This window comes from Pelomicrobium sp. P1, from assembly GCF_052805615.1.
Window position 1 is genome coordinate 94,826 of sequence record NZ_JBRBEM010000003.1, and the last position, 24,226, is coordinate 119,051.

A 24,226-nucleotide genomic window follows, 5' to 3' on the forward strand; every position below is an offset into this window, starting at 1 on the left:
ACCGCGCCGGCGGTAGCAATCGGCATCGGTGAGGGTTGCCCTATAGTCATGTCGTTTTCCTTACGCGCCAGCCATCGAGCCAGCGGTCGAGGGCTGCATTGATGTAAAAGCCGTTGGCCAGGTGCACGCGCAAGCCAAGTACCGCTGGATGGTCGGCCCACAGCGGTAGCATCGCCTGGGCCAGCGCCACCGCGCCAAAACTCAGCACTGCCAGCGCCATCAGCGTCCACTCTAGCCGTCCGGGCTCCGGCGCTGGCGGCAGCGTGTCGGCGGTCAGCCATTCGGCGGCGGTCTGCAGCGCAAAGTAACCGACCGCGGTTGCGACCGAATACATCGCGGTGCGCCGCGTCAGCGCACGCGGGACGGCGTCGGCTAGGCCCTGCGCGATTAGATAAGCTACGCCGAAAATCAGGATCGTCCCGAGCGCTAGCGACTGCGGGGACTTGGATTGTAGCCCAAACGCGGCGGCGAAGCCGGCGCCGATCGCCGTGTAGATCGCCAGCGCAAGTGCGAAGGCGCGCGCCACGGCGGCTGCGTTCGGAATCGCCACCGGCCCAGGCCGTCGGATGGATGCCACTCGCTCGACCGCTCCGCCCGAGGCGAGGAACGCATGTGCCTTGTACAGCGAGTGGGCGACGATGTGCAGCAGCGCGAGCGGAAACAGCGCCAGCCCGCATTGCAGGATCATGAAACCCATCTGCGCCAGCGTCGACCACGCGAGCGAGGTCTTCACCGCCGGCTGCGTCAGCATTACCAGCGCACCGAATAGCGCGCTGAAGCCGCCTATCATCGCCAGCGCGGCTAGTATCCCTGGCGCCTGAAGCATCACGTCGGCGAAGCGGATCAAGAGAAAGCCGCCGGCGTTGACTACGCCGGCATGCAGCAGCGCAGACACCGGTGTGGGTGCCTCCATTACCTCGGTTAGCCAGCTATGGGTCGGAAACTGAGCCGACTTCAATAGCGCGGCAAGCGCTAACAGCGCGGCGGCGACTAGCGCCGCGACCGGCGCCTCGCCCGCGCGGGCGGCGGCGTTAATCGCGGCGATGTCCGCGGTGCTGTAGCCGGTGCCGAGGAGTACCGTCGCGATCAAGAGTGCGGTTGCACCCATGCCGGAGAACAGGGCTTTCTTGCGCGCGACGCGCTGTGCCGCTGCGCGCTCGGGATAAAAGAGCAGGAGCCGATGCAGACAGAGGCTGGTCGCGATCCAGGCGCCAGCGAGCTGCGCGAGATTGCCAGCTTGGACCAACAGGAGTACGGCGGCAACCCCAGCGCAGATCCAGCCGGTGAAAGCGCCCTGACGAGCCTCGCCGTCGAGATAGGTGCGCGCGTAGCGGATCACAGTCCAGCCGACGAACGAAACGAGCAGGAGCATGGTAATGCTGACCGCGTCGAGCCGCGCTGAGAGCCCGATCCCACCAGCGCCGATCAGCGGACTGGTGCTAGGACCGTTAACGAGAAGTAAGCCAAGCGCGCCCAGCGCGACCACGATGGCGGTGAGCGCTGCGCCCTCTGCCAGTGCAGGTATCAGGCGCGGGCGTCGACCGGGCCAAAAAAACGCCATGCTCGCGGCGAGGAGCAATGGCAGGGGGGCGGCAAGAGGCAAGTGATCGAGGGACACGGACGTCTCCAGGTCTGGGATGTACCTTCGCGGCAAGGATAACCTCCAAGCTTTTCTAAATAAAATGCATTGTTTTTACGATTTCGTTCTATATAATAGAACTATATGGCTGCGCTCAATTACCATCATCTTCGCTACTTTTGGGCGGTCGCCCATGACGGCAAACTTACGCGCACCGCCCGGCGGCTGAACCTTACCCAGTCCGCACTCTCGCTGCAGATACGCAAACTCGAAGAACGTTTAGGCCATGCACTGTTCGAGCGTCGCGGCCGTCAATTGCATCTGACAGAAGCTGGCCGCATCGTACTCGACCATGCCGACGCAATCTTCGCAACGGGCGACGAGCTTATCGCTACGCTACGCCAGACAGGCTCGGCGCGGCAGGCATTGCGCGTCGGCGCGCTTGCCACGCTCTCGCGGAACTTTCTGCTCGCGTTTCTTCGCCCGATCCTCGGCCGTACCGACATAGAGCTCATCCTGCGCTCGGGAAGCGCAGCCGAGCTGCTGCGATCGCTCGAAGCGCTTAGCTTGGACGTCGTGCTCATCAATCAGGTGCCAGCACGCGACACGCTCACGCCATTCGTCGCGCATCGCCTCGCCGAACAGCCCGTCAGCCTCGTCGGAACGCCGAAACGCTTGGGCAAGAAGAAGAGCAGTCTCGCCGATCGCTTGCGCACCCATCCGGTCATCGTGCCGACCACCGACAGCGGCGTGAGGATCGGTTTCGACGCGCTGGTAGGCCGGCTGGGCATTCGCCCGCGAATCGCAGCAGAAGTCGAGGATATGGCCATGATGCGCCTGCTCGCCCGCGACGACGTCGGACTTGCCGTGTTGCCGCTGATCGTCATTAGGGACGAGATCGCGACGGGTGTATTGGTGGAGGCCCACCAGTTGCCGGGTATCGCGGAGACCTTTTACGCAGTGACGATGGAGCGACGCTTTCCCAATCCGCTTCTGCGTGCACTTTTGCATCCTAACGTCGAGTCAAGCGCCGTGAGCAGTGACGCGCGTGGTGCTTGAGCCGGCAGCCGGCTGAGCGGTATCCCCGTTTTCTGCGTTGCGGCGCTACGCTTTCAATTTCTCTGCTGCCCAGCGCAAGTTGCGCGTCTTATCGGGTGCGGTATCGGTTGCGGCCACCCATCCCATTATGGTGTTTTGTTTGGACCATCGGTCGCTTTACCGAGCGTCAAGACAGGGCCCCTTAGGCCCCGAAGCGGGCTCTTGAACCGCCCATTCCAGCGTGCGTCTCGGCTAGCAGACCGCCGCACTCGCTCGGCAGACCGCCCTGCCGTTCGGCATCTCGCGAAAGACGCGATGGGCGCCATCGGCGCTCTCGCTCGCGCCGCATACTCGACAACCTTTTCGACCACACTACCGCTTTCGCTACCCGCAAGGGGTGGAAGATTTTACCGCCGTCGCAGAAGACGGATAAGGGTAAAGGGACACGATCGCACCCGGCGTTGGTCAGGCGGGCAGGGTAACGCGGGCGAGAAGACCGCCTCCGGGCGCGTCTTCCAGTGCGAGACAACCGCCATAGGCACGGATGCGGTCTGCGGCGATGGCGAGGCCGAGGCCGTGGCCGGGAGCGCTCTCATCGAAGCGCGCGCCGCGAGTCAGAAGGTGGGTGCGCGCCTCGGCCGGGATGCCGGGGCCGTCGTCGACGATCTCGAGGAGAAGTCGTCCGCCCGCGCCGCTCGCCGCGACCCGCACGGTGCTGCGCGCCCATTTCACCGCGTTTTCGACGAGTGCGCCCAGAATCTCGGCTAGATCCTCGGCGTCGCCGCGGAAGTCGGGCACACTCGCGGAGTCTATGGTCAGGGTTAGTCCACGCCGGCGCGCCGCGGGGCCCATGACCAGAGCCACCTCCTCCAGCACCGGCGCGACGGCTGCCCGCGCCGTGGGGTCGAAGCCGGCCGCCGCCCGGGCGCGCTTAAGGTGCCAACGGATGATGCGGTCCATGCGGTCGAGAAGCGGCGCATCCTCGGTCCGGGCGCGGTTTGCGAGCACTGCGAGGGGCGTCTTCAGCGCGTGGGCTAGGTCAGCGGCATGAGCGCGGGCGCGTTCAACCTGCACGGCCTGGGCGGCAATCAGTCTATCGAGCTCGGCGGCCAAGGGCGCCAGCTCGGCCGCGGCAGGCGGCGGCAGCGTTCGTGCTTTACCATCGCGCACCGCGGCCACGGCGCGGGCAAAACGCTCGAGGTCGAGAAGCCCTGCCCGAACCGCAAGTCCTTGCGCAGCGAGTAACGCCGCACCCAGTACAAGAAGCGTCAGCGCTACGAGACGGCGGATTGCGGCGAGCTCGGCTTCAGCCGCGGCCGCAGGCAGCGTGACGGTGACAGTCAGGGCCCGTCCGTCCCCTGGCGCGGTGAAGTCTTCACGGTGGGCGATCAGCGCTGCCCCGTCCGGCCCTTCGGTGTTGCGGCCTTCGGGGCCGAAATCCCCGCCCACGAGCGCTGGGGCGCGGGCAAGCACTTGCACGCCGTCCGCCACCTGCCAGTACCAGCCCGAAAGCGGGCGTTCGAAGCGCGGATCCGCGGGCGGGGGATCGAGGCGCAATGTGCTTGTCCCCTCGTCCCAAACCGCGGCCGCCATCACCCCCCGCGCCGCGGCGGCAAGCTCGGCCTGAAGGCGACGGGTCACGAGATCCGACAGCACTGTCGAAAGCGCTACCCAGGCTACGATAAGCGCTACCGCCGTCAGCACTCCCGACCACAGCAGAAGCCGCGCCCGAATCGAGTGCAGGGCGGGGGGACGTGCCCTCATGTGGGGTCACCGGGCAGAAGCCGGTAGCCTTCGCCCCGGTGCGTCTCGATCCGACCCTCGCCAATCTTGCGCCGGATGCGCCCGATCACCACTTCGAGCGAGCGGAAGTCGCGGTCAGCGTCTCGGTCGTACATGTGTTCGAACAACTCCGTACGGCTGACCACTCGGCCGCGATTGAGCATCAGATAGCGCAAAAGTCGCGCCTCAAAGGCGGTAAGCTTCAGCGGCAACCCGTCCAGCGTCACAAGCCCCGTGGCGGTGTCGAGTACGAGCCCTCCCGCCGCGATTTCAGCCCTCGCATGGCCGGCCGCACGCCTGATCAGGGTCGAAAGCCGCAGCACTACCTCCTCCATTCGGAAAGGTTTGAGCACATAATCGTCCGCCCCGGCGCGAAAGCCAGCCACCTTGTCGGCCCAGGACTCGCGCGCAGTCAGGATCAGCACTGGAAAAGTCAGGCCCCCGGCACGCCAGCGCCGCAGCACCTCGATCCCGTCCATCGCCGGCAGGCCGAGGTCGAGCACCGCTGCGCCCACCGTTTCGGTTGCACCAAGATATTCTCCCTCCGCCCCGTCATGGGCGGTTTCGACCGTATAGCCCGCCTCGGCCAGTGCTGCGCCGATCTGGGCTGCGAGGTCAGGGTCGTCCTCGACCACCAGTACCTTCATGGGCTGTCTCCTGGCAGGATGCGTGCTTCGGCCTGGCCCACACCCCGCACCTCGACAAAGCGGCAGCCGGGAGCGACCAAGCGGATGCGCAACATGTTGCCTGCGGGTGTACGCCAGCTTAACTCTTGCACGCGGCCGCCCTCTTTTGGCGCGATCCGCAGTGCCTCGCCCCGGTAGCGCGCAGCGGCACAGGCGAGTGCAGCCTCGGGGCCAAGGAGCGCGGCGTCAGCGGGTGTGCCGGCGCTCGCCGGAAGGGTCGTGGCCTGCATCAGCCACAGGGCTAGCAGGAAGTTCAGCAGAACAGAGCGCATGCCTTCTTCTTTTACACGTCGAGCCCTCAACAAAAACCAAACAGAATCGTTTCCCCTGCATTCGACCGTGTTAAGCGAGAAAAAAATTCGGAAAAAAAAGCGAGAGAACGAGTTTTATGATCATTATGGCCACCGACTGACTGGCTCGCCCCCGTGTCGAACCTTGCTCTGTCAAGTGTCTTGTCTGGCTTATCTTGGTCAAGCGTTGCCATTGGAGTGACTATCGTGCTGCTTTTGGTGCCCGACAGCGAACTGAGCTGCGACAACAGGGCACCAAGAGAGTTTACCGCCACGATAGCCAATCTGGCTCTGTTCGACGGCTCGCTCTCTAAGCTAGACAAGGTCGTTACGCATTTCTCAGCCGCGTCCGGCACTGAGTCGCACCCTGCGACCGGAGAATACTCTCAACGAATCCCGAACCACGCCGTTTCAGTTGTATTCAACGCGAATCTGCCATAAACGAATCGTCAACACTTAAAGGAGAGCGTTATGCGCAACTTCATGACCACGATTATGCTATCGGCCGCCCTGGCCGGGCCGCTTGCCGCGCAGGAGGCGCGGCTCACCGGTACCGTAGCCGAGTCCTTTGGCCGACAAGTGATTATCGCCACGCCCGAAGGGCGAATCTTAGCGACGCTGCCCGAAGGCGTGTTGGCGCCCGCGCCAGGGACACGGGTCGATCTGACCGGCACGCGCGAGGGGATGACCTTTGCGGCGACCGATCTAAGCATCGCTACGGCGCAGGCAACGGCTTCGAGCGAGGCTGGGCTTCCGGCCCCGCTGCGCGGTCTTGGCCTGAGTGAGGTCGTGAGCCGACGCGGCGAACGCGGTGAAACCAAGTTCCACGCCCGCCTGCCTGGAGGTGGCTGGATCCGGGCCGAAGCCCAGGGCGAGCAGGTCAGACAAGTGAAGAGCGACGGAGTCGGCCTGCCCGAAAGTATAGTCGCGGCGCTCTTGCCGCCCCAGCTGCGCCGCGAGCCGCGGTTGGCGGACTTCGCTCGCATCACCGAGATTGACCTAGAGCATGGACCCCGCGGCGAGATCGAGGTCGAGGGCTACACCCGCGACGGGATGCGGATCGAGGCAAAATTCGACCGCGACGGGCGCCTGCGCGAGTATGAGCGCAAGCTTAACGACCGGGGGGGCCTGTCCGAAACCGCTGCGCGTGAGCGCCTCTCCGCGCTCGGCTACACGAACATCGGCTTTATCGAGCGTGGCCCGCGCCATGTCGAGGCGGTGGCGGTGAACCCCTATGGCGAGACGGTCGAGGTGCGGCTCGACGACCGGGGTCGGGTCGAACGCGAACGGCTCTGGACGCGCTGAGGAAGAGGAGCAATGACAGAGGTTTACGACATCTCCTCCGGGGGGTGTAAGCCGAACTCGAGACCCTGCGTGAGGAAATTGCCCGGCTTTCCGTGCACCTCGAGAGGCTCGGAGCCGCCGCCGTCCCGTCGGGTCCGGCGGCGGGCTCGCTGTCCGCGCAAGCTCGGGCCCGAGCTGCTGGGCAGCGCGTTACGCGGATCGGACCTCGTCGGCCGCCGCATGCGGCGAGCTTCCCCCAGCGGCTGCTGCTAGCGGGGATCTCCGATCCAGCCTACTTTGCCTCCTGCTTGCGATCGCCGTAGCAGTCGTCGCGGCGCTTGTCGCGGTTGAACTGGCCGAAGAACTGTTTACGGTTATACGCCACGTCGTGCGCTAGCGGTTCTGAACCGCTTTGCTGCTAAAGGCGCCCGAACCCATTGATCCTGCTACCGAAAAGCGATCCGAGCGCATCTCCCTGTGCGATCGATTTGATACGGCTTCATGGGCTGGTGTATGAACGGGGGATAGCCCACACGAGGTCGATCCAGGAGGAGCGAAGCGGGCGCGGGCCTTGAGCGGAGGAGAAGGATGCCGCACCGCTTTTCTTGTCTTTCTGATCGAAGAAAGGGTCTAATAGGTCGTGGTTCACGCTGGGGCCTTAAGGCTACTCAGAAGGAAGACCTGCCTGAAGCTTGCCCTTACTTGTCTAAGCTCCCATGAGCGCGCAAAAGGATACACCCGAGAGAATCCGCATCGGCATCTCCAGTTGCCTGCTGGGGGCGGAGGTGCGTTTCGACGGGGGGCACAAACGCGATGCCTACCTGACGGAGACGCTCGCCCGCTACTTCGAATTCGTGCCGGTGTGCCCCGAGGTGGCCATCGGCCTGGGGGTGCCGCGCGAGACCATCCGCCTGGTGCGATGTCCGCAGGGCATCCGCGCGGTGGGCGCCCGCGATCCTTCCCAGGACTTCACCGACCGGCTCGAGACCTACGGCCGGCGCATGGCGGCCGAGCTTAAGGGGCTTTGCGGCTACGTTTTCAAGCGCGCATCGCCCTCCTGCGGCATGGAGCGGGTGCGGGTCTACAGCCCCTTTGGGACCCCCGCGGGGCAGTCCGCCGGGATCTATGCCCGCGCGTTCATGGCGGCCAATCCCCTACTGCCGTGCGAGGAGGAGGGGCGGCTTGCGGAGGCGGCGCTGCGGGAGAACTTCATCGAGCGGGTCTACGTCTACCGCCGCTGGCAGGACCTGCTGCGCGGAGGGCTCACCCCGGCGCGGCTGGTGGCCTTTCACACCGAGCACAAGTTTCAGGTGCTCGCCCACAGCCAGGCCGCCTACCGGCGCCTGGGGCGGCTGGTCGCCGAAGCGGGCCGCCGGCCGATAGAGGCGCTCGCCCGCGAGTACGCGGCCGAGCTCATGGGGGCGCTCAAGCGCCGGGCGACTCGGCGCGCCCACGCCAACGTCCTGCAGCACCTGCTGGGTTATGTGAGCGAGCGGCTGGATGCCCAAGACCGGCAGGAGCTCGTCGGGCTCATCGAACGATATCGCCTAGGCATCGTACCTCTTATCGCGCCCCTCACCCTGCTCGAGCACCACTTGCGCCGACATCGCGTGCCCTACCTGGAGCGGCAGCATTACCTGAATCCCTATCCCGAAGCTCTCGGGCTGCGCAACGTCCTGTAGCACCCGGCGCCACAACCGCTCGAAGGGTTCGAGCGAGGCGATGGGCTCCTGGAGCCTCAAACGAGACCGCGAGGCGCTGGGAGCGCTTCCCATGGCCGCGGCGGCTTTGGAAAGGCTCCATCGGATAAGGGCCCTCCTGCCGAGGACAAGCATTACATAGGGACAAACGAGCGGATCTTTCGCTTCGCAAGCGTTATGCGGCCGCGGCCGATGAAAAACGCGAGCCGTCTGCGCCCGTCGCGTGCCCGCATCCTGCGAGCGTCGGCAGAGGCTCACGCGAGCTTGAACTTGGCGACCGCATGGTCCATTTCCGTCGCGAGTTGTCGCAGGATTTGAGCCACGTGGGTGGATTCCTCCATGGCGCGGTTATTTTCCTCCGACATTTGGGCGATCTTCTCCACGTTTTGCGCGACGTCGTTCGCCGCCGTGCTCTGCTCTTTGAGCGTGTTGGAGATATCGTTGACCACTTGCACTACCCGTGCGGAAAAGTTGCGAATTTTTTCGATGGCTTCACCGGTGCGGTTCGCCAGTTCCACCTCCTTTTCCACCTGATTCGCCCATTGGGCCATGCCGTCGACCACTTCGGCCACGCCCGCCTGAATCTCTTTGACCATTTCTCCGATCTCGTGGGTGGACCCCCCGGTGCGCTCGGCCAGCTTGCGCACTTCATCGGCCACCACGGTGAAACCCCGCCCTTGCTCGCCGGCGCGGGCCGCTTCGATCGCCGCATTGAGCGCGAGCAAGTTGATTTGGTCCGCGATTTCCTTAATCACGCCGACGATGGTGGAAATCTTGTTGGCATGCTGTCCGAGTTTGGACACGTTTTCGGAGGCGCTGCGTACCGTTTCATAGATGCTGCGAATTCCCTCCACCGTTTGCTGAATGACCTCGACTCCTTCCTCGGACGTTCGACCGGATTCGGCCGACAAATGGTGGGCATCCTTGGCCGAATCGGAGATATGGTTGATGCTGACCGTTAACTGCTCGACGGCGGCAGCCATGCTGGAAGCTGCGCTGCTTTGCTCCTGAGCGGCGGTGGCCAACTGCTGAGAGGCGCTGCTTACCCGCTCGGCGCTCTGGAGCACGTGCTCGGCGCCTTGCTTGATCTGCTGGAGCATCGCGCTCAACCGTTCCTGCATCTGCCCCAGAGCTTGGATCAGGTGGCCGATCTCGTCTCGCGAGGAGTCCTCGAGGCGCCGGCTGAAGTCGCCCTGGGCCACAGCGCTGGTCAGCGCAACGGCTTGCCCCAGGCGCTTGGCCAGGCTACGGGAAATTCCCACGGCCACGACGGTGCCTACCGCAACCGCCAGGATTCCGCCGACGGCCAGGACCAGTACCGTTTGCGACCGCGTGGCTTCTGCCTCTTGCGCCCGCTGCTTCAGGAGCTTTCTTTCCTCGTCGCTGATGTCCTTCAGCACGGCGCGCATTCCGTCCATCTGGGCTTTGTCCTTCGCTTGGGCGACGAGCGCGACGAGGTCCGCCATTCGCTGCGCGTCGTTCGACACCTGGCGCCGCAGCTCGATCGAGGGTTTGACGCTCTCGCTGATCCAGCGCTTTTTCATGGCCGAGAGCTTCTGTATCCTGTCCTGCTGCTGGGGGTTGTCCTCGGTGAGTTTGGCGATGCGACCCAGCGCCTGGGCGAACTGGGTCTCACCCAGATTCATGGGTTCCAAGAATTCCTCCTTGCCGGCGATCAAGAAGCCGCGCATGCCGGTTTCCATATTGATCAGGCTGGCGAGCAGGTGCTCCGACTCGAGCATCACTTGGTAAGTGTGATCGGTCATGGCCACGGTGGATTGTACCCGGGAGAAGTTCCGTCCCACGGTGACCACCAGGATGAGCAAGATCAGAAGAACGATTCCGAATCCGAGATACAGCTTTTGTGCAATGGTAAGAGCGCGCATGAGGCTTTTCCCTACTCGTCTAAACCGCCCGAAAATCCTCGGGTGGCGTCTCCAGAAGCAGTCCCGACCGCCGCTTCCGCCGTGCCTGATTAACGTCACCCGCGGCGTTTTCTTGAGCCGCCTGGTAGGTCCCCCTAAGATACCGAAGCGTCCGCGCGGACCGTGACCGGGAAAGCAGGCAAAATGGGCGGCTTTTCAACGATAATGCCGGCCGCCGGGGGATAGAATTCGATCGTGGGGTCGCCTTTTTTTCAGCGAACGCGCCTGGGGTAAAAGATGAGGAAGCGCAAAATTTTCTCTTCCGGCGCAAGAAAACGAGACTTTTTTGGGCGAGGGAGGGGGTCTAAAGAGCATGGCGGAGACTCGCGGTGCGACTAGGCTGCTTCGCTTCGGGCGATGACCGCCGATGGGCTCGGATAAGCAGTAAGAAGCCGTCAGTGGAAAACGGGGGGTAGATCGCCTGGGAAGATTCCTGCGGGTCGATGACCGAGCCTGTACCTCCAGGATTGACTTCGGGCCTGAGCTGGGCGTGCGTAAGGCCTCGGACCAATTCACCTGACCGTATCGGCTAGGGACGTTGGTGGACCGATGGGCGGTCGCCGTGGTCAATTTTCCGAAGAAGTAGGTTGGCCCGTTCATGTCCGAAGTGCTGGTTACCGGCTTCCCCGATGCCGAAGGCAACATCACCCTCGTCCTGTCGGAGCGGACGGTACGGAGCGGAGCGCGGCTCGTCCAGAGGCAACGCTAGGATCGCTCCTGGCGGCGGCGGTTCGTTGCGCGAGTCGAGCTCTCCCCGGCCAAAACACTGGGTTATAGTATCAATTGGGGCGGCACGACCCGAGGCCCTTCATGAAAATTGCATCGTTGAGAAACCAAGCTTTTTTCCGACGCGTGTTTCAAGCCCATCCCCTGCCCATGTGGCTCTGGGACCCAGGTACCCGGGCGGTGCTGGCGGTGAACGACGCCGCCCTACGGGCCTACGGCTACAGCCGGCGCGAGTTCCTCGCCATGAAAGCGGGAGCGTGGCGGGTGGGTAGCTCGCGCCCCAAGAGTGGCCTTGAGCGCCATCGCGGAAAAAACGGCCGCGCCTTTCAAGTTCATACGGTTTCTCGGACTTTTGCCCTGGGCGGACGTCGGGTGGTCCTGGAGATCGCCCAGGAAGCGGGACAGCTTCATCGGACCTTTGCCTTGCTTGCTGCGCGAGAGGCGGAGCTTCGGGCCACCCTTTATTCCATCGGCGACGCGGTGATTTCCACCGACACCGCCGGACGCATCACCCGCATGAACCCGGTGGCCGAGCAGCTCACCGGCTGGCGCGAGGCAGAAGCCCAAGGAAGATCGCTTAAAGAGATTTTTCCCATCTTCAACGAACACACCCGAGCGGCAGTAAGGAATCCGGTCGAGCGAGTCCTTAAGGAAGGAGTCGTGGTGGGGCTCGCCAATCACACCGTATTGGTGGCTCGGGACGGACGCGAGCTGCCCATCGCCGACGCGGCGGCACCTATTCGGGATGCGAGCGGGCGCACGACGGGCGTGGTGCTGGTATTTCGGGATCAGACGGAAGAGCGCCGCGCTGCGCGGGCGCTGCAGGAGAGCGAGGCCTATGCTCGGGCAATGGTCGAGTCCGCCCTGGACGCGGTGATCGGCATCGACCACACGGGCCGGGTCGTCGAATTCAACCCGGCGGCGGAGCGGCTGTTTGGCTACTCCCGGGCGGAGGCGATCGGCCGGGACATGGCAGAGCTCATCATCCCACCGGCGCTACGGGAGCGCCACCGGCGTGGCCTGGAGCGCCATCTCGCCACGGGCGAGAGCACTGTCCTCGGCCGCCGCCTCGAGATGCCGGCGCAGCGCAAGGACAAAGGCGAAATGCTCGTAGAGCTTGCCATCGTGCGCACCGACGTGGAAGGGCGGCCCCGCTTCACCGCCTACTTACGCAACGTTACGGAGCAGCGCAGAGCGCAGGAAGTCTTGCAGGAAAGCGAGCGGCGCTACCGCGCCTTGTTCGAGGCGAATCCTCATCCCATGTGGATCTACGATCTGGAGACGTTGCGCTTTCTTGCGGTGAACGATGCCGCTGTCGATCGCTATGGTTGGAGGCGGGAGGAATTCCTGGCCATGACCATCCGCGATATCCGTCCGCCCGAGGAGACGCCGCGGCTGCTCAGCGCGGTTGCCGAGGCGGGTCTAGGGGGCCTATACCGGTCGGGGGTCTGGCGGCACCTGCGCAAGGACGGCAGCGTCATGTTGGTGGAGGTGAGCTCTCACTATCTCGAGTTCGAGGGGAGGTCGGCGCGGGCGGTGTTGGTGAACGACGTGACCGAGCAGGTACGCGCTCGGGAAGCTCTACAGGAGAGCGAAGAGCGCTTTCGTTTATTGGCGCGGGTCACCAACGATGCTTTGTGGGATTGGGATCTAAAGAATAATACGCTATGGTGGAGCGAAGGATTCGAGGCCTTGTTTGGCTTCCGCCGCGACGAGATCGAATCCACTATCGATTCCTGGATCACCCGTATCCACCCCGACGACACGTCGCGGGTCCTGGAAGGGATATATGCGGTCATCGACGGTGACGGCCTTACCTGGTCGGACGAATATCGCTTTCTACGTAAGGATGGCTGTTATGCCCATGTCTTGGACCGGGGCTACGTGATCCGCGATGCAGCAGGGAAGCCGTTACGCATGATCGGGGGCATGACCGATTTGACCCAGCACAAAGTTGCTGAAGCGAGGATCGAGCAGCTCGCCTTCTACGATTCCCTGACCGGGCTCCCCAACCGGGCCTTGCTCTTGGACCGGCTCAAGCAGGCGCTCGCCGCTGCAGAGCGCCGCGGCGACCGGGTGGCGTTGCTGTTTCTGGACCTCAACCGTTTCAAGGAGATCAACGACACCCAAGGCCACGCCACGGGAGATGATGTGCTGCTGGAGGTGGCCCGTCGCCTAAAGGCCACGCTGCGCCAGGAGGAGACGGTGGCACGCATCGGCGGCGACGAATTCTTGGTGGTCGCCCCTGGGGCAGACCAGGCGGGGGCGATGCGCATCGCCGAGCGCATACAACAAGCCTTAGTTCAACCCCTGATAGTGCGGGGTCAGGCTTTCTCCGTGGGGGCGAGCATCGGCATTGCCTTCTATCCGGATGACGGCCGTTGTCCCGATGAGCTGCTCAAGAATACCGACATCGCCATGTATCGCGCCAAAGCGGACAAAATGAGCTGGTGTTTCTACCGGCCTGAGATGGGCAGGGGGCTCGCCCGGCGGTTGGAGATGGGGATGCGCTTGGAACAGGCGCTCAGCAGCGATGCGCTGGAACTCCACTATCAACCCCAGTTCGACCTGTATACCCGAGCCCTCACCGGCGCGGAGGTCCTGCTGCGCTGGACGGATCCCCAATGGGGAGCGCTGAGTCCCGCGGATTTCGTCCCGGTGGCCGAGGAGCGCGGTCTCATGGGGCAGCTCGGGGAATGGGTCTTGCGCTCGGCCTGCCGCCAGATGCAGATGTGGAAGGCGGCGGGCTTCGAGCTGCCCGGACGCCTGGCAGTCAACGTGGATGCCCGGCAGTTCGAGGATCTCGAATTCGTCGCCAAAGTGCGCGCCATCGTGGAGGAGGCGGGCATCGATCCCGAGGTTTTCGAGCTCGAGATCACGGAAAGCGGCGTGATGGCGGATCCAGAACGGGCGGTGGCGGTAACCGAGGCCCTGCAGGAGGCGGGTTTTGCCATCGCCATCGACGACTTCGGTACCGGCTACTCGTCCCTCGCTTATCTCAAACGCTTCGCGGTGGACACCCTCAAGATCGACATCTCTTTCGTGCGCGACATGCTCTCCGATGGGAACGATGAGGCCATCGTCAGGACCATCATCGCTATGGCTCGCAGCCTGGGGCTTGCCACCCTGGCGGAAGGCGTCGAGACCGAGGCTCAGGCGGAGCGGCTGCGGGCGCTGGGCTGCGATTTTGCGCAGGGCTTTCATTTTGGCTACCCGCAGCCGGCGGAGGCCTTCGCCGCTCGCTGGCTCGCCCGTGCCGGCGCGCCCGGTGCGCGGCGATGAGGGCCGCGGGAAATACCCGGCTCGACCGAATTGGCAACGGCGCACCCATGTCCTCATAGCCTTTAATGCCCTCCGGTGCTCACCCGACTCACCGCTAGCGCCAGGAGCAATCCATCTTTGCCTCCCGGCGCGGCCGAGAGCTAACGACCGCCACCACCAGCGCCCCGAACGGCAGGTCCACGCCCAGCTTTTGATATTTCTGGTCCCGGCCGCCGTTGATCACCGAGGCGAGAAACAGGCCCGCCGCCAGGAACGCGGTGGCGATCCATAGCAGGGCGCTCTGGAGATGCCAGGTACGGGTGAGGGCGAGGGCTGCCAGTGGGTGCCGGGCAAGGGGCTTGAAATCTTCTTCCCGTGTTTGCGGCCGAAGGAGCAGATCCAAAGAAAAGCGCCGATGCCGGCAATAAGCAACGCCACCATTCAGCGTCCAACTCTTTCCGGTTGGGCGTTTTCATTTGAGCCGCGTCTGCGCGGTGAGACTGCCTTCGGCAAAGACGGCCTGGCCTGATGTCGATCCTGGGGAGGCGGGCGGCGGATGCGCGACGAGATGCCGCTCACCGAGGTTCAGGACTTCGCGATATAACGCACGCCTTCCAATCCCTCGAAGTCGCTATCTTGGGACCACACGATGGCGTTGTACTTCCGCGCGGTGGCGAGAATGACGCTATCGGCCAACGGCAATTTCAGCTCGTGGCCCAGCTTTGCGGCGCTCAGCGCCAAGCCGGCATCGAGCTCCACAAGCTTGCCCTGCTGCATCAGGGCGACGGCCTGCAGCGCGTCGTTCTCGCCCCGCTGTTGCAGCACCCTTTTGAAGACTTCCAGCAAGCTGATCGTCGGGACGATCAAGCGCGCTACCTCTTCGATGGCTGGCGCGAAAAAGTCGGCGTTCGCTCCGTCGGCGAAATACTCCAGCCAGCCGGACGAGTCCACCAGGTTCACACGCGGTCCTTGTCGCGCGGCATGGAGGTGTCGATCCCGCGCAGAAACCCGCGCATCTTCTTGAGCTTTTTGACCGGCACGAACTCCACCCGCCCCTCGTACACCAAGACTTGAACCTGCTGCCCGGGCTGAATGCCGAGCGCCTTGCGTGCCTCCCGAGGGATCACGACCTGGTATTTCGGCGACACGGTGACGATCGTCATACGATTCTCCTATCGATGCTTTTTTCGTTAAACTTAAGCAATACCCCTTGCGCCGTCAAGCCGTTCGGATATTCGAGAAAGGAGGAAAACCGCCATGGCAGAGCCCTCGGGCGAGATCACCTGGGACGACTTCCTGCGGGTCGATCTCCGGGCCGGCACCGTCATCAAGGCGGAGCCGTTCCCGGAAGCCCGGCGCCCCGCCTACAAGCTGTGGATCGATTTCGGACCCGAGCTGGGCGTGCGCCGATCCTCGGCCCAGATCACCGAACTGTACCGGCCGGAGGAGCTGGTGGGCCGGCAGGTGGTCGCCGTGGTCAACTTCCCGAAGAAGCAGATCGGCCCGTTCATGTCCGAGGTGCTGGTCACCGGCTTTCCCGACGCCGAAGGCAACATCGTCCTGTCCCAGCCGGAGCGGCCGGTGCCGAACGGCGCGCGGCTCGCCTGACCGGGGGCGTAACGTGGGTCTATGACTTCCGCATCCTCGCGGTGCCGGCGGTGAACGACGCAGCCCTGCGCGCCTATGGCCTGCAGGCTCTTTCCGTGTCCTCGTTGCCTGCCGCCAGCGGTATGGGTTTCGGGTCCTCGCCCTCCATGGCGGCGAGGAGCCGGCGCGCCTGGTCCTGCAGACTGCGGTAGGAGTCTTCCCATTTGCCGTCCCGCGGCGTCGTCCACGCCACGCGCCGCACCAGCCCCTCGAGGGCTTGGGCATGCCGTCGCGCGCGTCGCGCCAGCGCCAGCGCGTCCTCGTATTCCTGAGCGTATACCAGCTCCACTTTCCGGTCCTGGCAGACGCCGATGCACGTCTCGGGCGCCTCGATCCTTCCGCAGCCGATGCACTGCCACGCTTTCATGGTCTCGGTCATGGCTTCAGGCCCGCTCGGCCGCCGGCCCCGTGGCGGGGATCGCCGGCCGTCGCCGGGCGAGGGTCCCCACCACAAAGGCGGCGAAGGCGAAAGCGCCGACGATGAACACCAGGTCGCCCACGGTGCGCACCCAACGCAGCGTCTCCAGGAGGGGAAGCTGCAGGAATTCTTCGCTCCTGGCGTACCACAGGCCCACTTTGAGGCTCGCCCAGAACTGGTAGAGGCCGATGGGCAGGAGGCTCGTCACGATCATGGCGGCGAGCCCCCCGTTCATCCACCAGAAGGCGGTCTTGAGGGTGGCCTCGTTCCACTGGGCCTCGGGCCGCAGGCTGCGCAGCGTGAGCAGCACCAGGCCCAGCGCCAGGAAGCCGTAGACCCCGAACAGCGCCGCGTGGCCGTGCACCGCGGTGGTGTTCAACCCCTGCAGGTAGTAGAGGGCGATGGGCGGATTGATGAGGAAGCCGAAGACCCCGGCGCCCACGAAGTTCCAGAAAGCCACCGCCACGAAGAACTTGAGGGGCCACTCGTAGCGCCGCATCCAAGGGGTGCGGTCCTTGTGGCGCCAGTTCTCGTAGGCCTCGATGCCCACCACCACCAGGGGCACCACTTCCAGGGCGCTGAACACCGCGCCGATGGCCATGATGGAGGTGGTGGTGCCCGAGAAGTAGAGGTGATGGAAGGTGCCGGGCACGCCGCCCAGCATGAACAGGGTGGCGGAGGCGAGGGACGCCCGGGCGGCGCTGGTCTTCGACACCAGGCCCATGGTCGAGAAGATGTAGGCGAGGGCCACCGTGGCGAACACCTCGAAAAAGCCTTCCACCCACAGGTGCACCACCCACCAGCGCCAGTATTCCATCACCGAGAGGTGGGTGCGGGCTCCGTAGAACAGGCCGGCGCCGTAGAACAGGCCCACCGCGAGGACCGACGCGGCGAAGAGCATCAGCAGGCTTTTCTGCTTCTCGCGCTTGAGCGCCGGCACGATCCCCCGCAGCATCAGCGCGAGCCACAGGATCAGCCCCGCGTACAGGGCGATCTGCCATACGCGTCCCAGGTCCACGTACTCGTAGCCCTGGTGGCCGAGCCAGAAGCTCACTTCCAGCTTGAGCTGCTGGTTGACGGCGAGGAACTGGCCGATGAAGGAGCCGGCGACCACCACCACCAGCGCCCCGAACAGCAGGTCCACGCCTAGCTTCTGGTATTTCGGGTCCCGGCCGCCGTTGATCACGGGGGCGAGGAACAGGCCCGCCGCCAGGAACGCGGTGGCGATCCAGAACATGGCGCTCTGGATGTGCCAGGTGCGGGTGAGGGCGTAGGGCAGCCAGCGGGAGGTCTCCAGGCCGTAGAACGCCTGGCCCTCCACGGTGTAGTGGGCGGTGAAGCCCCCGAGCAGCACCTGTAGGCCAAACAGGGCGACCACCACCACCAGGTATTTCCATAACGCCCGCTGGGAGGGCGTAAGGGCGAGGGCCGCCAGCGGGTCCCGGGCGAGGGGCTTGAAATCCTCCTCCCCGTACTTGCGGCCGAAGGACCAGCTCCAGATGAAAGCGCCGATGCCGGCGACGAGCAGCACCACCGACAGCACCGACCACAGCACGTTCTCCGCCGTCGGCACGTTGTCGATCAGGGGCTCGTGGGGCCAGTTGTTGGTGTAGGTGGCCTGCGAGCCGGGACGCGTGGTGGCGGCCGCCCAGGCGGACCAGAAGAAGAAGGCGGCGAGGTTCTGTCTGTCCTGCGGCCGCGGCAGGGTGTCCTCCTTCATGGCGTAGCTCTCCCGCGTCTTCCTGAGCTCGGGCGCGGCTCCGAAGAGGGCATCGTAGTAGCCCTGGACCTGGCGGATGGCGGCCGCCCGCCGCGGCGTGAGGGTGACCGTACCGGAGGCGGCGTCGTAGGTGTTGGCGCGGTACTCGCGCTTGAGCTCGAGCTTGAGGGCCACCTGCTGCTCCTCGGTAAGCGCCGCGTAGGGCTGGCCGTGCAGATCCCGGGCGGCGAGCTCCAGCCAGGCCGTGAGCTCCCGGTGCAGCCAGTCGGCGGTCCAGTCGGGGGCCTGGTAGGCCCCGTGGCCCCACACCGATCCGAGCTGCTGGCCGCCGGTGGACTGCCACGCGAGCTGCCCCTGCATCACGTCCTCATGGGTGAAGAGCACCGCCCCGTCCTGGACGACGAAGCGCTCGGGCACGGGCGGCGCCTGGCGGTAGACCTCGCGCCCGAAAAAGCCGAGGAGCGCGAAAGTGACGCCGAGTACCGCGATCAGCGTCAGCCAGAGTCTTTTTTCCGGGTTCATAGGGAAGAATTCTCCTTAGAAGGATCGACCGCTTCAGGCCTGCTCGATGGCCCGGGGGAACAGCACGTTGTTCTCGAGATGGATGTGCTCCATCAGGTCGCCGATCAACTGCTCGAGACCCCGGTAGCAGGCGCGCCAGGTGGTGCAGGCGTCCTCGGGAAGCGCCAAGTCATGGGCGGCTGTCCGGAGCTCCGCCAGGGCGAGGCCGTGCTGGTCGTGCTCGTAGCGCATGACGCTCACGGGGGTCGTCACTCGGTTGCCGTCCCCTTGGAGGATTAGGGGAAAGAGCACCCGCTCCTCCTTCTGCAGGTGGGACTCCAGCTCTCCTCGCAGCGCCGCGAGGCGCTCGGCGAGCCCCCGAGGGCACGCGGGGTGACGCTCGTGCACTTGCTCCACTTTGCGGGCCAGGGCGATCAGCTCCGGAAGCTGCCGGCGGTGGCGCTCATGGAAGCTTTCCACGATGTGCTCGATCAACCGCCCGAGGGGCGCGGTGCGCCAGTCGGCCCCTTGCGCCGGGTGGGCGGCGAGCCGGGACAACGCCTCGGCGAAGGCGGCCGGGTCCACGCGCCGGGCTTCGAGGGCCTGCTTGAGCGGCTCCTCGCCACCGCAGCAGAAATCGATGCGATGCTGGCGGAACAAGCGGGTCGCGCCGGGGATGGCGGCTGCCAGCTCGCCCACCGGGGTTTCCAAGTAATCCATGACCTTCTCCAGTCCTGAGGGGGTTAAGGGATTCGATTTCCTTTAAACAAGACCCGTGCCAGGAGCAAGCGATTGATTTTCATGATGTCAATCCCGAATGAGGGTTGATATGACCAAAGCGATTAATGGTTATTTCCACCCTCATGGTAAAATTTACCATTGACCGATAACGGCGGGATGAACCGTGGAACCTTTGTTGCAACTGATGTCCGACCTGGGGCGGGACCTGGCGCCCCGGCTGCGCTACCGGCGGGTGGTGCAAATCCTCAAATCCGCCTTCGAATGCGACGCCATCGGGCTCCTCAAGCTGGAGGGGGAGGTGCTACGCCCGGTGGCGGTGGAGGGGCTCGCGGAAGAGACCCTGGGGCGGCGTTTCCGCTTGGCGGATCACCCCCGGCTGCAGACGATTCTCTACGCCCACGAGCCGGTCATCTTCGAGCCGGACACGGATCTTCCCGATCCCTACGACGGCCTGGTGGAGTCCCGCACGGGCGGCCTGCACGTGCACGACTGCATGGGGGTGACCCTCTACGTGGACGGCCGCGCCTGGGGCGTGCTCACCTTCGATGCCCTCGCCCCGGGGCGCTTCACCCGGCTCGATCTGGAGCGGCTCAAGCATTTCGTGCTCCTCGCCGAGGCGAGCGTGCGCTTGGCGGAGCTTTCCGCCCAGCTCGAGGCGCTCAAGACTTTCCGCGCGGACGCGGGAGCGGCCCTGGCGTCGGTGGTGACCGCCGGACGGCAGGAACTGATCGGCCAATGCCCGGCCCTCCAGGAGCTCAAACAGGAGCTGATGCTGATCGCCGACTCGGACCTCTCGGTGCTGATCCTGGGAGAGACCGGTGTGGGCAAGGAGCTAGTGGCGCGGGAGATCCACACCCTATCCCGGCGGCGGGAGCGCCCCATGGTGCACGTGAACTGCGCCGCCCTGCCCGAAAGCCTGGCCGAGAGCGAGCTCTTCGGGCACGTCAAAGGGGCCTTCTCCGGCGCCGTCAGCCACCGGGCGGGCAAGTTCGAGGCCGCCGAGGGAGGCACCCTGTTCCTGGACGAGGTGGGGGAGCTGCCACTGCCGGTGCAGGCCAAGCTCCTGCGGGCGATTCAGCACGGCGAGGCGCAGCGGGTGGGGTCGGATGTCCCGGTCAGAATCGACGTGCGCATCGTCGCCGCCACCAACCGGGACCTGAAGGAGGCGGTGCGCCAGGGGAGGTTCCGGGCCGACCTGTACCACCGCCTGAGTGTCTATCCCGTCTTCGTGCCGCCCCTGCGGGAGCGGGGCAACGACGTGTTGCTCCTGGCGGGTCACTTCCTGGAGTTGAACCGCTCCCGCCTGGGGGTGCGCAGCCTGCGGCTCTCTCGGGACGCGGAGAAGGCCTTGCTCGCCTACGCCTGGCCGGGGAACGTGCGGGAGCTGGAACACGTGGTGAGCCGCGCCGCCCTCAAGGCCCGGGCCCGGGCCGCCAGCGCCAACGCCATCGTGACCATCGAGCGGCGGTTCCTGGATCTGGACCCGGAAGCCTCCGAGGCCCCGCCTCGGGCTGGGGAAGACGAGGAGGAGGCAGGCCCCGCGACCATGGTGCCGGGGCTTACCCTGCACGAGGCCCAGCAGCGCTTCCTGCGCCGCCACATCGAAGGGGCCCTGGCCCGCCACGGGGGCAACTGGTCCCGCACGGCGGCGAGCCTGGGGGTTGACCCCAGCAATTTGCACAAGCTCGCCCGCCGGCTCGGTCTAAAGTAAGGAGGCGCGGCGCCTGGCGGCTTGCCGCGGTTAGGCTATAACAAAATAGCAGCGAGGCGAGGATGAGGAACGGTTTGATCGCTTTCGCGACCGTAGGGGTCTTCGCGGCGGGCCCGGCCGATGTCCTGGGGCATGGGTTTGGCCATCACCCCTCTCACCACGGCCACCGGGGAGACGTCTTCGGCGCGGCGGTGCTGGGAGGGCTCTTGGGAGGCTTGATCGGCTCCGCCCTCGCCGCTCCCCGGTATTACGCCCATGAAGCGCCGCCCCGGGTGGTCATCGAGCGGCGCTATCATGTTCCGTACGATCCGCCGCGGGCCCACTCCTATGGGGGACCGTCCCGGTACTGCTATGGTCCCACCCGCTATTACGATCACGACAACGGGGAGGAGGGGACACCCCCGCGGTTGTTGGGGGACTATCCCCGCTGCGAGGATTGAGCCGACTCGCAGCCTTCTGCCCGCCCGGCCAGGATCGATCCGGGGGAGGGTCAGTCTTCATCCCGCCGGTGTGAGAAATGAATCCCCGGTGGCGGGCCCTGCCCCGGGGAGTGATTCCATATCCCATGGAGGTGGCTTATGGCAACGTACATCATCTTGAGCCGCTTTTCCCCGGAAGCCTTCAAGGACCCGAAGGATTTCAAGGCCCTCGCAGCCACCGTCTCGGAGAAAATCAGGACCGAGTGTCCCGGGGTCTCCTGGAAGGAGAGCTACGCTACCCTCGGGCGCTTCGACGCGGTGGACGTGGTGGAGGCGGCCGACGTGAAGGAGGTGGAAAGAGCCGCCATGATCATTCGCGCCTACGGCCATTCCACCACCGAGACCCTGGCGGGAACGCCTTGGAAGGAATTCCTGAACGCCCTGTGAGCCGCCCGGCGTTGCGGGCGGTGGCGGCCGGGACCAGGGTGCCTCGGCCAGCCGCTCTTCCCGTCGGTTGAGAACACCCGCCGTGCCCGATAGCGTGCGCAGAGTCGATTATTTCTCCATCCAGGTGCCCAACCGGCCGGGAGAGGCGTTCAAGGTGCTCTCGACCCTGGTGAGCGCGGGGATCAACCTGCTGGCCTGCACCGGCTACCCCCAGGGGCGCCGGGCCCAGATCGACGTGGTGCCGGAGGATTCCCGCAAGTTCATGGCGGCGGTCAGGAAGGCCGGCCTTCCTTTCATGCCCAAGAAAAGCGGCTTCCTGATCCAGGGGGAGGATCGGGCCGGGGCGCTGGCCGAGAACTTGAAAAAGCTAGCCCAGGCGGGGGTGAACGTCACGGCGGTGGACGCGGTGTCCGCGGGCCAAGGCCGCTGGGGCGCCATCTTCTGGGTGGAGCCCGAAGACGTGGCCCGCACGGCCCGGCTATTCCGCAAAAAATAATCCGGTTAGGTCTCGACACCCTCGGGCCGGAGGCGCTTGGAGTACCATAGGGGCTGGCCTCCAACCCGAACCTTCCCATGGACTTTGCCCGCTTGATCGAGCTGGGCCAGCAGCTCGCCGCCCGGATCCCGTCCGATTGGCCTCTTTTCCTGGCGCTGGCCGCCGTGATCGTGCTGGTGATCGGTTCCCACGTGCAACTGCGCCGCCATATCCGCCGGGAGGTGGAGACCCTCGCTCCGCGGGAGGATTTCTACCGGCTGGTGGACGAGCAACGGCAGGTGAACGAGGAGCTCGCCCGGATGGCCGCCAGGCTCGCCGATGCGCCTTCGCCCAAGGGCAACGATTTGGCGCTCAAGCGGGACAAGCTGGAGGAGTTGATGACTGCGGTCTACGAGCTCCTGTTCTGGCTGGACCGGGAAAAATCGGCGCGCTTGTTCAACGCCCCGGTGCGCACGGAAGAGGCGCCGGTGAAGAAGGTGATGGCCCTCGCCCGCCTGTACTTTCCCGAGCTGGACGGCGCCGCCGCCATCCTTTACTCGGTGTACAGCCGGGTGATGATCGGGCTCCTGCGCTGCGAGCTCTCCCTCGCCCAGGCGGAGGGGGATGAAAACCGGCGCCGGGAAATCCTGGGGGAATGGCAGAAACAGTACCTGGCCTTCCTTTCCGAGCTCTCGGAGGCCACCCGTGCCATGGGGACGGAATGCGCGAAGCTCGCGGGCGGCGCGGGTTGGCCTACCGCCGCTCCTGCGGTCCGGGACCTGGCCGGCGCGGAGCCCGCCATGGAGCCTCCGGTCAAGGGTAGATGAACCGTTCGCCCCCGGCGCGCAGATGAAGCCGCCCCGGCCGGAGGAAGGCGTCGGAGCGACTCGCCCGCCCTGCGGATCGAGGGTGCCGAGATGCCGTTCCCGTGGTCTAAAGTGGAGTAGGCCCTCGGGGAAGATGACGGATTCATGCCGCCGGGAGAGCAGATAGGGGATGCGAAATCCATGACCAGACGCTGGCTCCAACCCCTGGGGCGGGCCTTGGCACGCTATCTCAGCCAGCCTTTGCCCCACTACGCCCCCGCCGCCACGACGAGCCCGGCGGCGCTGCTGGCGACCCTGCGGCCCGCCGACGTCCTGCTGGTGGAAGGCAATACCCGGGTCTCCACGGCGATCAAGTACCTCACCCAATCCACCTGGTCCCACGCGGCCTTGTACGTGGGCGACGCCCTGGTGGATCACCACAACTGGGAAAACCCGCCCGTGCTGGTGGAAGTGGACATGGTGCACGGTTGCCAAGCGGTGCCCCTGTCCAAATACGCCGCCTTCCACACCCGTATCTGCCGCCCGGTGGGGTTGTCGGAACAAGACCGGCGCCGGGTGGTGGACTACGCCATCGCCCGGTTGGGGCAGGCTTACGATCTCAAGAACATGCTGGACCTGGCCCGGTACCTGTTGCCCATCCTGCCCGTGCCGAGCCGGTTCCGGCGCCAGATGCTCTCCCTGGGCAGCGGCGAGCCCACCAAGGCCATCTGCTCCACCCTGATCGCCCAGGCCTTCCAGGCGGTGGGCTATCCCATCCTGCCCCAGGTCACCCGGCGCCGCAACGGTGCGGGCAAGGCCGAGGAGGAGATCTATTCCAGCCGGCACGCGAGCCTGTACACGCCCCGGGACTTCGACATCTCCCCCTACTTTCAGGTGGTGAAGCCTGCCCTCGAACTGGGTTTCGACTACCGGGGCCTTCGCTGGGAGGGGGGTGAAGAGGGCCGAATAGAGGCGATGGAGCCCTTTACCGGCGGGTAGTCGATCGAAAAGGGGGTTGAACCCCAGGCGGCTCGGCCCCATCAAAGCGGGCAAACGGGTCGGTTCCCTCC

The 24,226-nt window shown here is 65.3% G+C and carries 22 protein-coding genes; 11 read left to right on the forward strand and 11 right to left on the reverse strand.

Annotated features, from left to right (window positions below; genetic code table 11):
• Positions 1-46: 46 nt before the first annotated feature.
• Entirely contained in the window at positions 47-1,618 is a 1,572-nt protein-coding gene (locus tag ACUVYZ_RS04145; RefSeq protein ID WP_439935256.1) for a proton-conducting transporter transmembrane domain-containing protein, read from the reverse strand.
• A gap of 105 nt (positions 1,619-1,723) precedes the next feature.
• Between ACUVYZ_RS04145 and ACUVYZ_RS04150 the strand changes: the two genes are divergently transcribed.
• On the forward strand, positions 1,724-2,638 hold the full coding sequence (locus ACUVYZ_RS04150; protein WP_439935255.1) for a LysR family transcriptional regulator: 915 nt from the start codon (positions 1,724-1,726) through the stop codon (positions 2,636-2,638).
• Positions 2,639-3,082: 444 nt separating this feature from the next.
• Here the strand turns inward: ACUVYZ_RS04150 and ACUVYZ_RS04155 are convergent, their stop codons facing one another.
• From ACUVYZ_RS04155 to ACUVYZ_RS04165, 3 genes are all read right to left on the reverse strand, one after another.
• Positions 3,083-4,273, reverse strand: a complete 1,191-nt coding sequence (locus ACUVYZ_RS04155; RefSeq protein ID WP_439935254.1) for an ATP-binding protein — start codon at positions 4,271-4,273, stop codon at positions 3,083-3,085.
• A 104-nt stretch (positions 4,274-4,377) separates the two neighbouring features.
• On the reverse strand, positions 4,378-5,046 hold the full coding sequence (locus ACUVYZ_RS04160; RefSeq protein ID WP_439935253.1) for a response regulator transcription factor: 669 nt from the start codon (positions 5,044-5,046) through the stop codon (positions 4,378-4,380).
• On the reverse strand, positions 5,043-5,357 hold the full coding sequence (locus ACUVYZ_RS04165; RefSeq protein WP_439935252.1) for a Cys/Met metabolism pyridoxal-phosphate-dependent enzyme: 315 nt from the start codon (positions 5,355-5,357) through the stop codon (positions 5,043-5,045). The genes ACUVYZ_RS04160 and ACUVYZ_RS04165 overlap by 4 nt, the downstream gene beginning before the upstream one ends.
• A 489-nt stretch (positions 5,358-5,846) precedes the next feature.
• Between ACUVYZ_RS04165 and ACUVYZ_RS04170 the strand changes: the two genes are divergently transcribed.
• Together ACUVYZ_RS04170 and ACUVYZ_RS04175 are read left to right on the forward strand one after the other, a co-directional pair.
• On the forward strand, positions 5,847-6,680 hold the full coding sequence (locus tag ACUVYZ_RS04170) for a prevent-host-death protein (protein WP_439935251.1): 834 nt from the start codon (positions 5,847-5,849) through the stop codon (positions 6,678-6,680).
• A gap of 695 nt (positions 6,681-7,375) precedes the next feature.
• Complete coding sequence (locus ACUVYZ_RS04175; RefSeq protein ID WP_446033033.1) at positions 7,376-8,341, forward strand: YbgA family protein; 966 nt, start codon at positions 7,376-7,378, stop codon at positions 8,339-8,341.
• A gap of 272 nt (positions 8,342-8,613) precedes the next feature.
• On the opposite strand, the gene ACUVYZ_RS04180 is transcribed toward ACUVYZ_RS04175, so the two are convergent.
• A complete protein-coding gene (locus ACUVYZ_RS04180; protein WP_439933416.1) occupies positions 8,614-10,245 on the reverse strand; it encodes a methyl-accepting chemotaxis protein in 1,632 nt (543 codons plus the stop codon).
• Between the two features lie 849 nt (positions 10,246-11,094).
• Between ACUVYZ_RS04180 and ACUVYZ_RS04185 the strand changes: the two genes are divergently transcribed.
• Positions 11,095-14,292 (forward strand): PAS domain S-box protein, encoded by a 3,198-nt coding sequence (locus tag ACUVYZ_RS04185; RefSeq protein ID WP_439933417.1) that lies wholly within the window; start codon positions 11,095-11,097, stop codon positions 14,290-14,292.
• 94 nt (positions 14,293-14,386) lie between these two features.
• Here ACUVYZ_RS04185 and ACUVYZ_RS04190 read toward each other — a convergent pair whose 3' ends face one another.
• The 3 genes from ACUVYZ_RS04190 to ACUVYZ_RS04200 all read right to left on the reverse strand — a co-directional run bounded on the left by ACUVYZ_RS04190 (position 14,387) and on the right by ACUVYZ_RS04200 (position 15,434).
• A complete protein-coding gene (locus ACUVYZ_RS04190; RefSeq protein ID WP_439933628.1) occupies positions 14,387-14,674 on the reverse strand; it encodes a hypothetical protein in 288 nt (95 codons plus the stop codon).
• A gap of 182 nt (positions 14,675-14,856) precedes the next feature.
• Positions 14,857-15,231, reverse strand: coding sequence for a type II toxin-antitoxin system VapC family toxin (locus ACUVYZ_RS04195; protein WP_439933418.1), 375 nt, complete (start codon positions 15,229-15,231; stop codon positions 14,857-14,859).
• Positions 15,228-15,434 carry an AbrB/MazE/SpoVT family DNA-binding domain-containing protein gene (locus tag ACUVYZ_RS04200; protein ID WP_439933419.1) on the reverse strand — a complete coding sequence of 69 codons (207 nt, stop codon included), beginning with the start codon at positions 15,432-15,434 and terminating at the stop codon, positions 15,228-15,230. Before ACUVYZ_RS04200 ends, ACUVYZ_RS04195 begins: the two co-directional genes overlap by 4 nt.
• Positions 15,435-15,528: 94 nt before the next feature.
• On the opposite strand from ACUVYZ_RS04200, the gene ACUVYZ_RS04205 reads away from it, so the two are divergent.
• Positions 15,529-15,879, forward strand: coding sequence for a tRNA-binding protein (locus ACUVYZ_RS04205; protein ID WP_439933420.1), 351 nt, complete (start codon positions 15,529-15,531; stop codon positions 15,877-15,879).
• Positions 15,880-15,952: 73 nt separating this feature from the next.
• Here ACUVYZ_RS04205 and ACUVYZ_RS04210 read toward each other — a convergent pair whose 3' ends face one another.
• The 3 genes from ACUVYZ_RS04210 to ytfE are packed head-to-tail and all read right to left on the reverse strand — an operon-like array spanning position 15,953 to position 19,277.
• Positions 15,953-16,297 carry a hypothetical protein gene (locus ACUVYZ_RS04210; RefSeq protein ID WP_439933421.1) on the reverse strand — a complete coding sequence of 115 codons (345 nt, stop codon included), beginning with the start codon at positions 16,295-16,297 and terminating at the stop codon, positions 15,953-15,955.
• Positions 16,298-16,301: 4 nt separating this feature from the next.
• Positions 16,302-18,578: a nitric-oxide reductase large subunit gene (locus ACUVYZ_RS04215; RefSeq protein ID WP_439933422.1), complete on the reverse strand. Its 2,277-nt coding sequence runs from the start codon at positions 18,576-18,578 to the stop codon at positions 16,302-16,304.
• Between the two features lie 33 nt (positions 18,579-18,611).
• Positions 18,612-19,277 carry an iron-sulfur cluster repair protein YtfE gene (ytfE, locus tag ACUVYZ_RS04220; protein WP_439933423.1) on the reverse strand — a complete coding sequence of 222 codons (666 nt, stop codon included), beginning with the start codon at positions 19,275-19,277 and terminating at the stop codon, positions 18,612-18,614.
• A gap of 184 nt (positions 19,278-19,461) precedes the next feature.
• Between ytfE and norR the strand changes: the two genes are divergently transcribed.
• The 6 genes from norR (at position 19,462) to ACUVYZ_RS04250 (ending at position 24,155) form a co-directional block, all read left to right on the forward strand.
• Positions 19,462-21,009, forward strand: coding sequence for a nitric oxide reductase transcriptional regulator NorR (norR, locus tag ACUVYZ_RS04225; protein WP_439933424.1), 1,548 nt, complete (start codon positions 19,462-19,464; stop codon positions 21,007-21,009).
• Between the two features lie 74 nt (positions 21,010-21,083).
• Positions 21,084-21,449 (forward strand): hypothetical protein, encoded by a 366-nt coding sequence (locus ACUVYZ_RS04230; RefSeq protein ID WP_439933425.1) that lies wholly within the window; start codon positions 21,084-21,086, stop codon positions 21,447-21,449.
• 138 nt (positions 21,450-21,587) lie between these two features.
• The gene (locus ACUVYZ_RS04235; protein ID WP_439933426.1) at positions 21,588-21,875 is read left to right on the forward strand and encodes a GYD domain-containing protein; all 288 of its coding nucleotides are present in this window, start codon (positions 21,588-21,590) and stop codon (positions 21,873-21,875) included.
• An 82-nt stretch (positions 21,876-21,957) separates the two neighbouring features.
• The gene (locus ACUVYZ_RS04240) at positions 21,958-22,371 is read left to right on the forward strand and encodes a hypothetical protein (protein WP_446033034.1); all 414 of its coding nucleotides are present in this window, start codon (positions 21,958-21,960) and stop codon (positions 22,369-22,371) included.
• A gap of 77 nt (positions 22,372-22,448) precedes the next feature.
• Positions 22,449-23,177, forward strand: coding sequence for a hypothetical protein (locus tag ACUVYZ_RS04245; protein WP_439933428.1), 729 nt, complete (start codon positions 22,449-22,451; stop codon positions 23,175-23,177).
• Positions 23,178-23,357: 180 nt separating this feature from the next.
• On the forward strand, positions 23,358-24,155 hold the full coding sequence (locus ACUVYZ_RS04250; RefSeq protein ID WP_439933429.1) for a YiiX/YebB-like N1pC/P60 family cysteine hydrolase: 798 nt from the start codon (positions 23,358-23,360) through the stop codon (positions 24,153-24,155).
• Positions 24,156-24,226 lie beyond the last annotated feature (71 nt).

Excerpts from the sequence above, each read along its gene's own strand:
- ACUVYZ_RS04210 (WP_439933421.1), bottom strand. The coding sequence starts at position 16,297 with ATGACCGAGACCATGAAAGCGTGGCAGTGCATCGGCTGCGGAAGGATC.
- ytfE (WP_439933423.1), bottom strand. The coding sequence starts at position 19,277 with ATGGATTACTTGGAAACCCCGGTGGGCGAGCTGGCAGCCGCCATCCCC.
- ACUVYZ_RS04175 (WP_446033033.1), top strand. The coding sequence starts at position 7,376 with ATGAGCGCGCAAAAGGATACACCCGAGAGAATCCGCATCGGCATCTCC.
- ACUVYZ_RS04245 (WP_439933428.1), top strand. The coding sequence starts at position 22,449 with ATGGACTTTGCCCGCTTGATCGAGCTGGGCCAGCAGCTCGCCGCCCGG.
- ACUVYZ_RS04150 (WP_439935255.1), top strand. The coding sequence starts at position 1,724 with ATGGCTGCGCTCAATTACCATCATCTTCGCTACTTTTGGGCGGTCGCC.
- ACUVYZ_RS04235 (WP_439933426.1), top strand. The coding sequence starts at position 21,588 with ATGGCAACGTACATCATCTTGAGCCGCTTTTCCCCGGAAGCCTTCAAG.
- ACUVYZ_RS04185 (WP_439933417.1), top strand. The coding sequence starts at position 11,095 with ATGAAAATTGCATCGTTGAGAAACCAAGCTTTTTTCCGACGCGTGTTT.
- ACUVYZ_RS04200 (WP_439933419.1), bottom strand. The coding sequence starts at position 15,434 with ATGACGATCGTCACCGTGTCGCCGAAATACCAGGTCGTGATCCCTCGG.
- ACUVYZ_RS04180 (WP_439933416.1), bottom strand. The coding sequence starts at position 10,245 with ATGCGCGCTCTTACCATTGCACAAAAGCTGTATCTCGGATTCGGAATC.
- ACUVYZ_RS04215 (WP_439933422.1), bottom strand. The coding sequence starts at position 18,578 with ATGAACCCGGAAAAAAGACTCTGGCTGACGCTGATCGCGGTACTCGGC.
- ACUVYZ_RS04160 (WP_439935253.1), bottom strand. The coding sequence starts at position 5,046 with ATGAAGGTACTGGTGGTCGAGGACGACCCTGACCTCGCAGCCCAGATC.
- ACUVYZ_RS04205 (WP_439933420.1), top strand. The coding sequence starts at position 15,529 with ATGGCAGAGCCCTCGGGCGAGATCACCTGGGACGACTTCCTGCGGGTC.
- ACUVYZ_RS04250 (WP_439933429.1), top strand. The coding sequence starts at position 23,358 with ATGACCAGACGCTGGCTCCAACCCCTGGGGCGGGCCTTGGCACGCTAT.
- ACUVYZ_RS04170 (WP_439935251.1), top strand. The coding sequence starts at position 5,847 with ATGCGCAACTTCATGACCACGATTATGCTATCGGCCGCCCTGGCCGGG.
- ACUVYZ_RS04165 (WP_439935252.1), bottom strand. The coding sequence starts at position 5,357 with ATGCGCTCTGTTCTGCTGAACTTCCTGCTAGCCCTGTGGCTGATGCAG.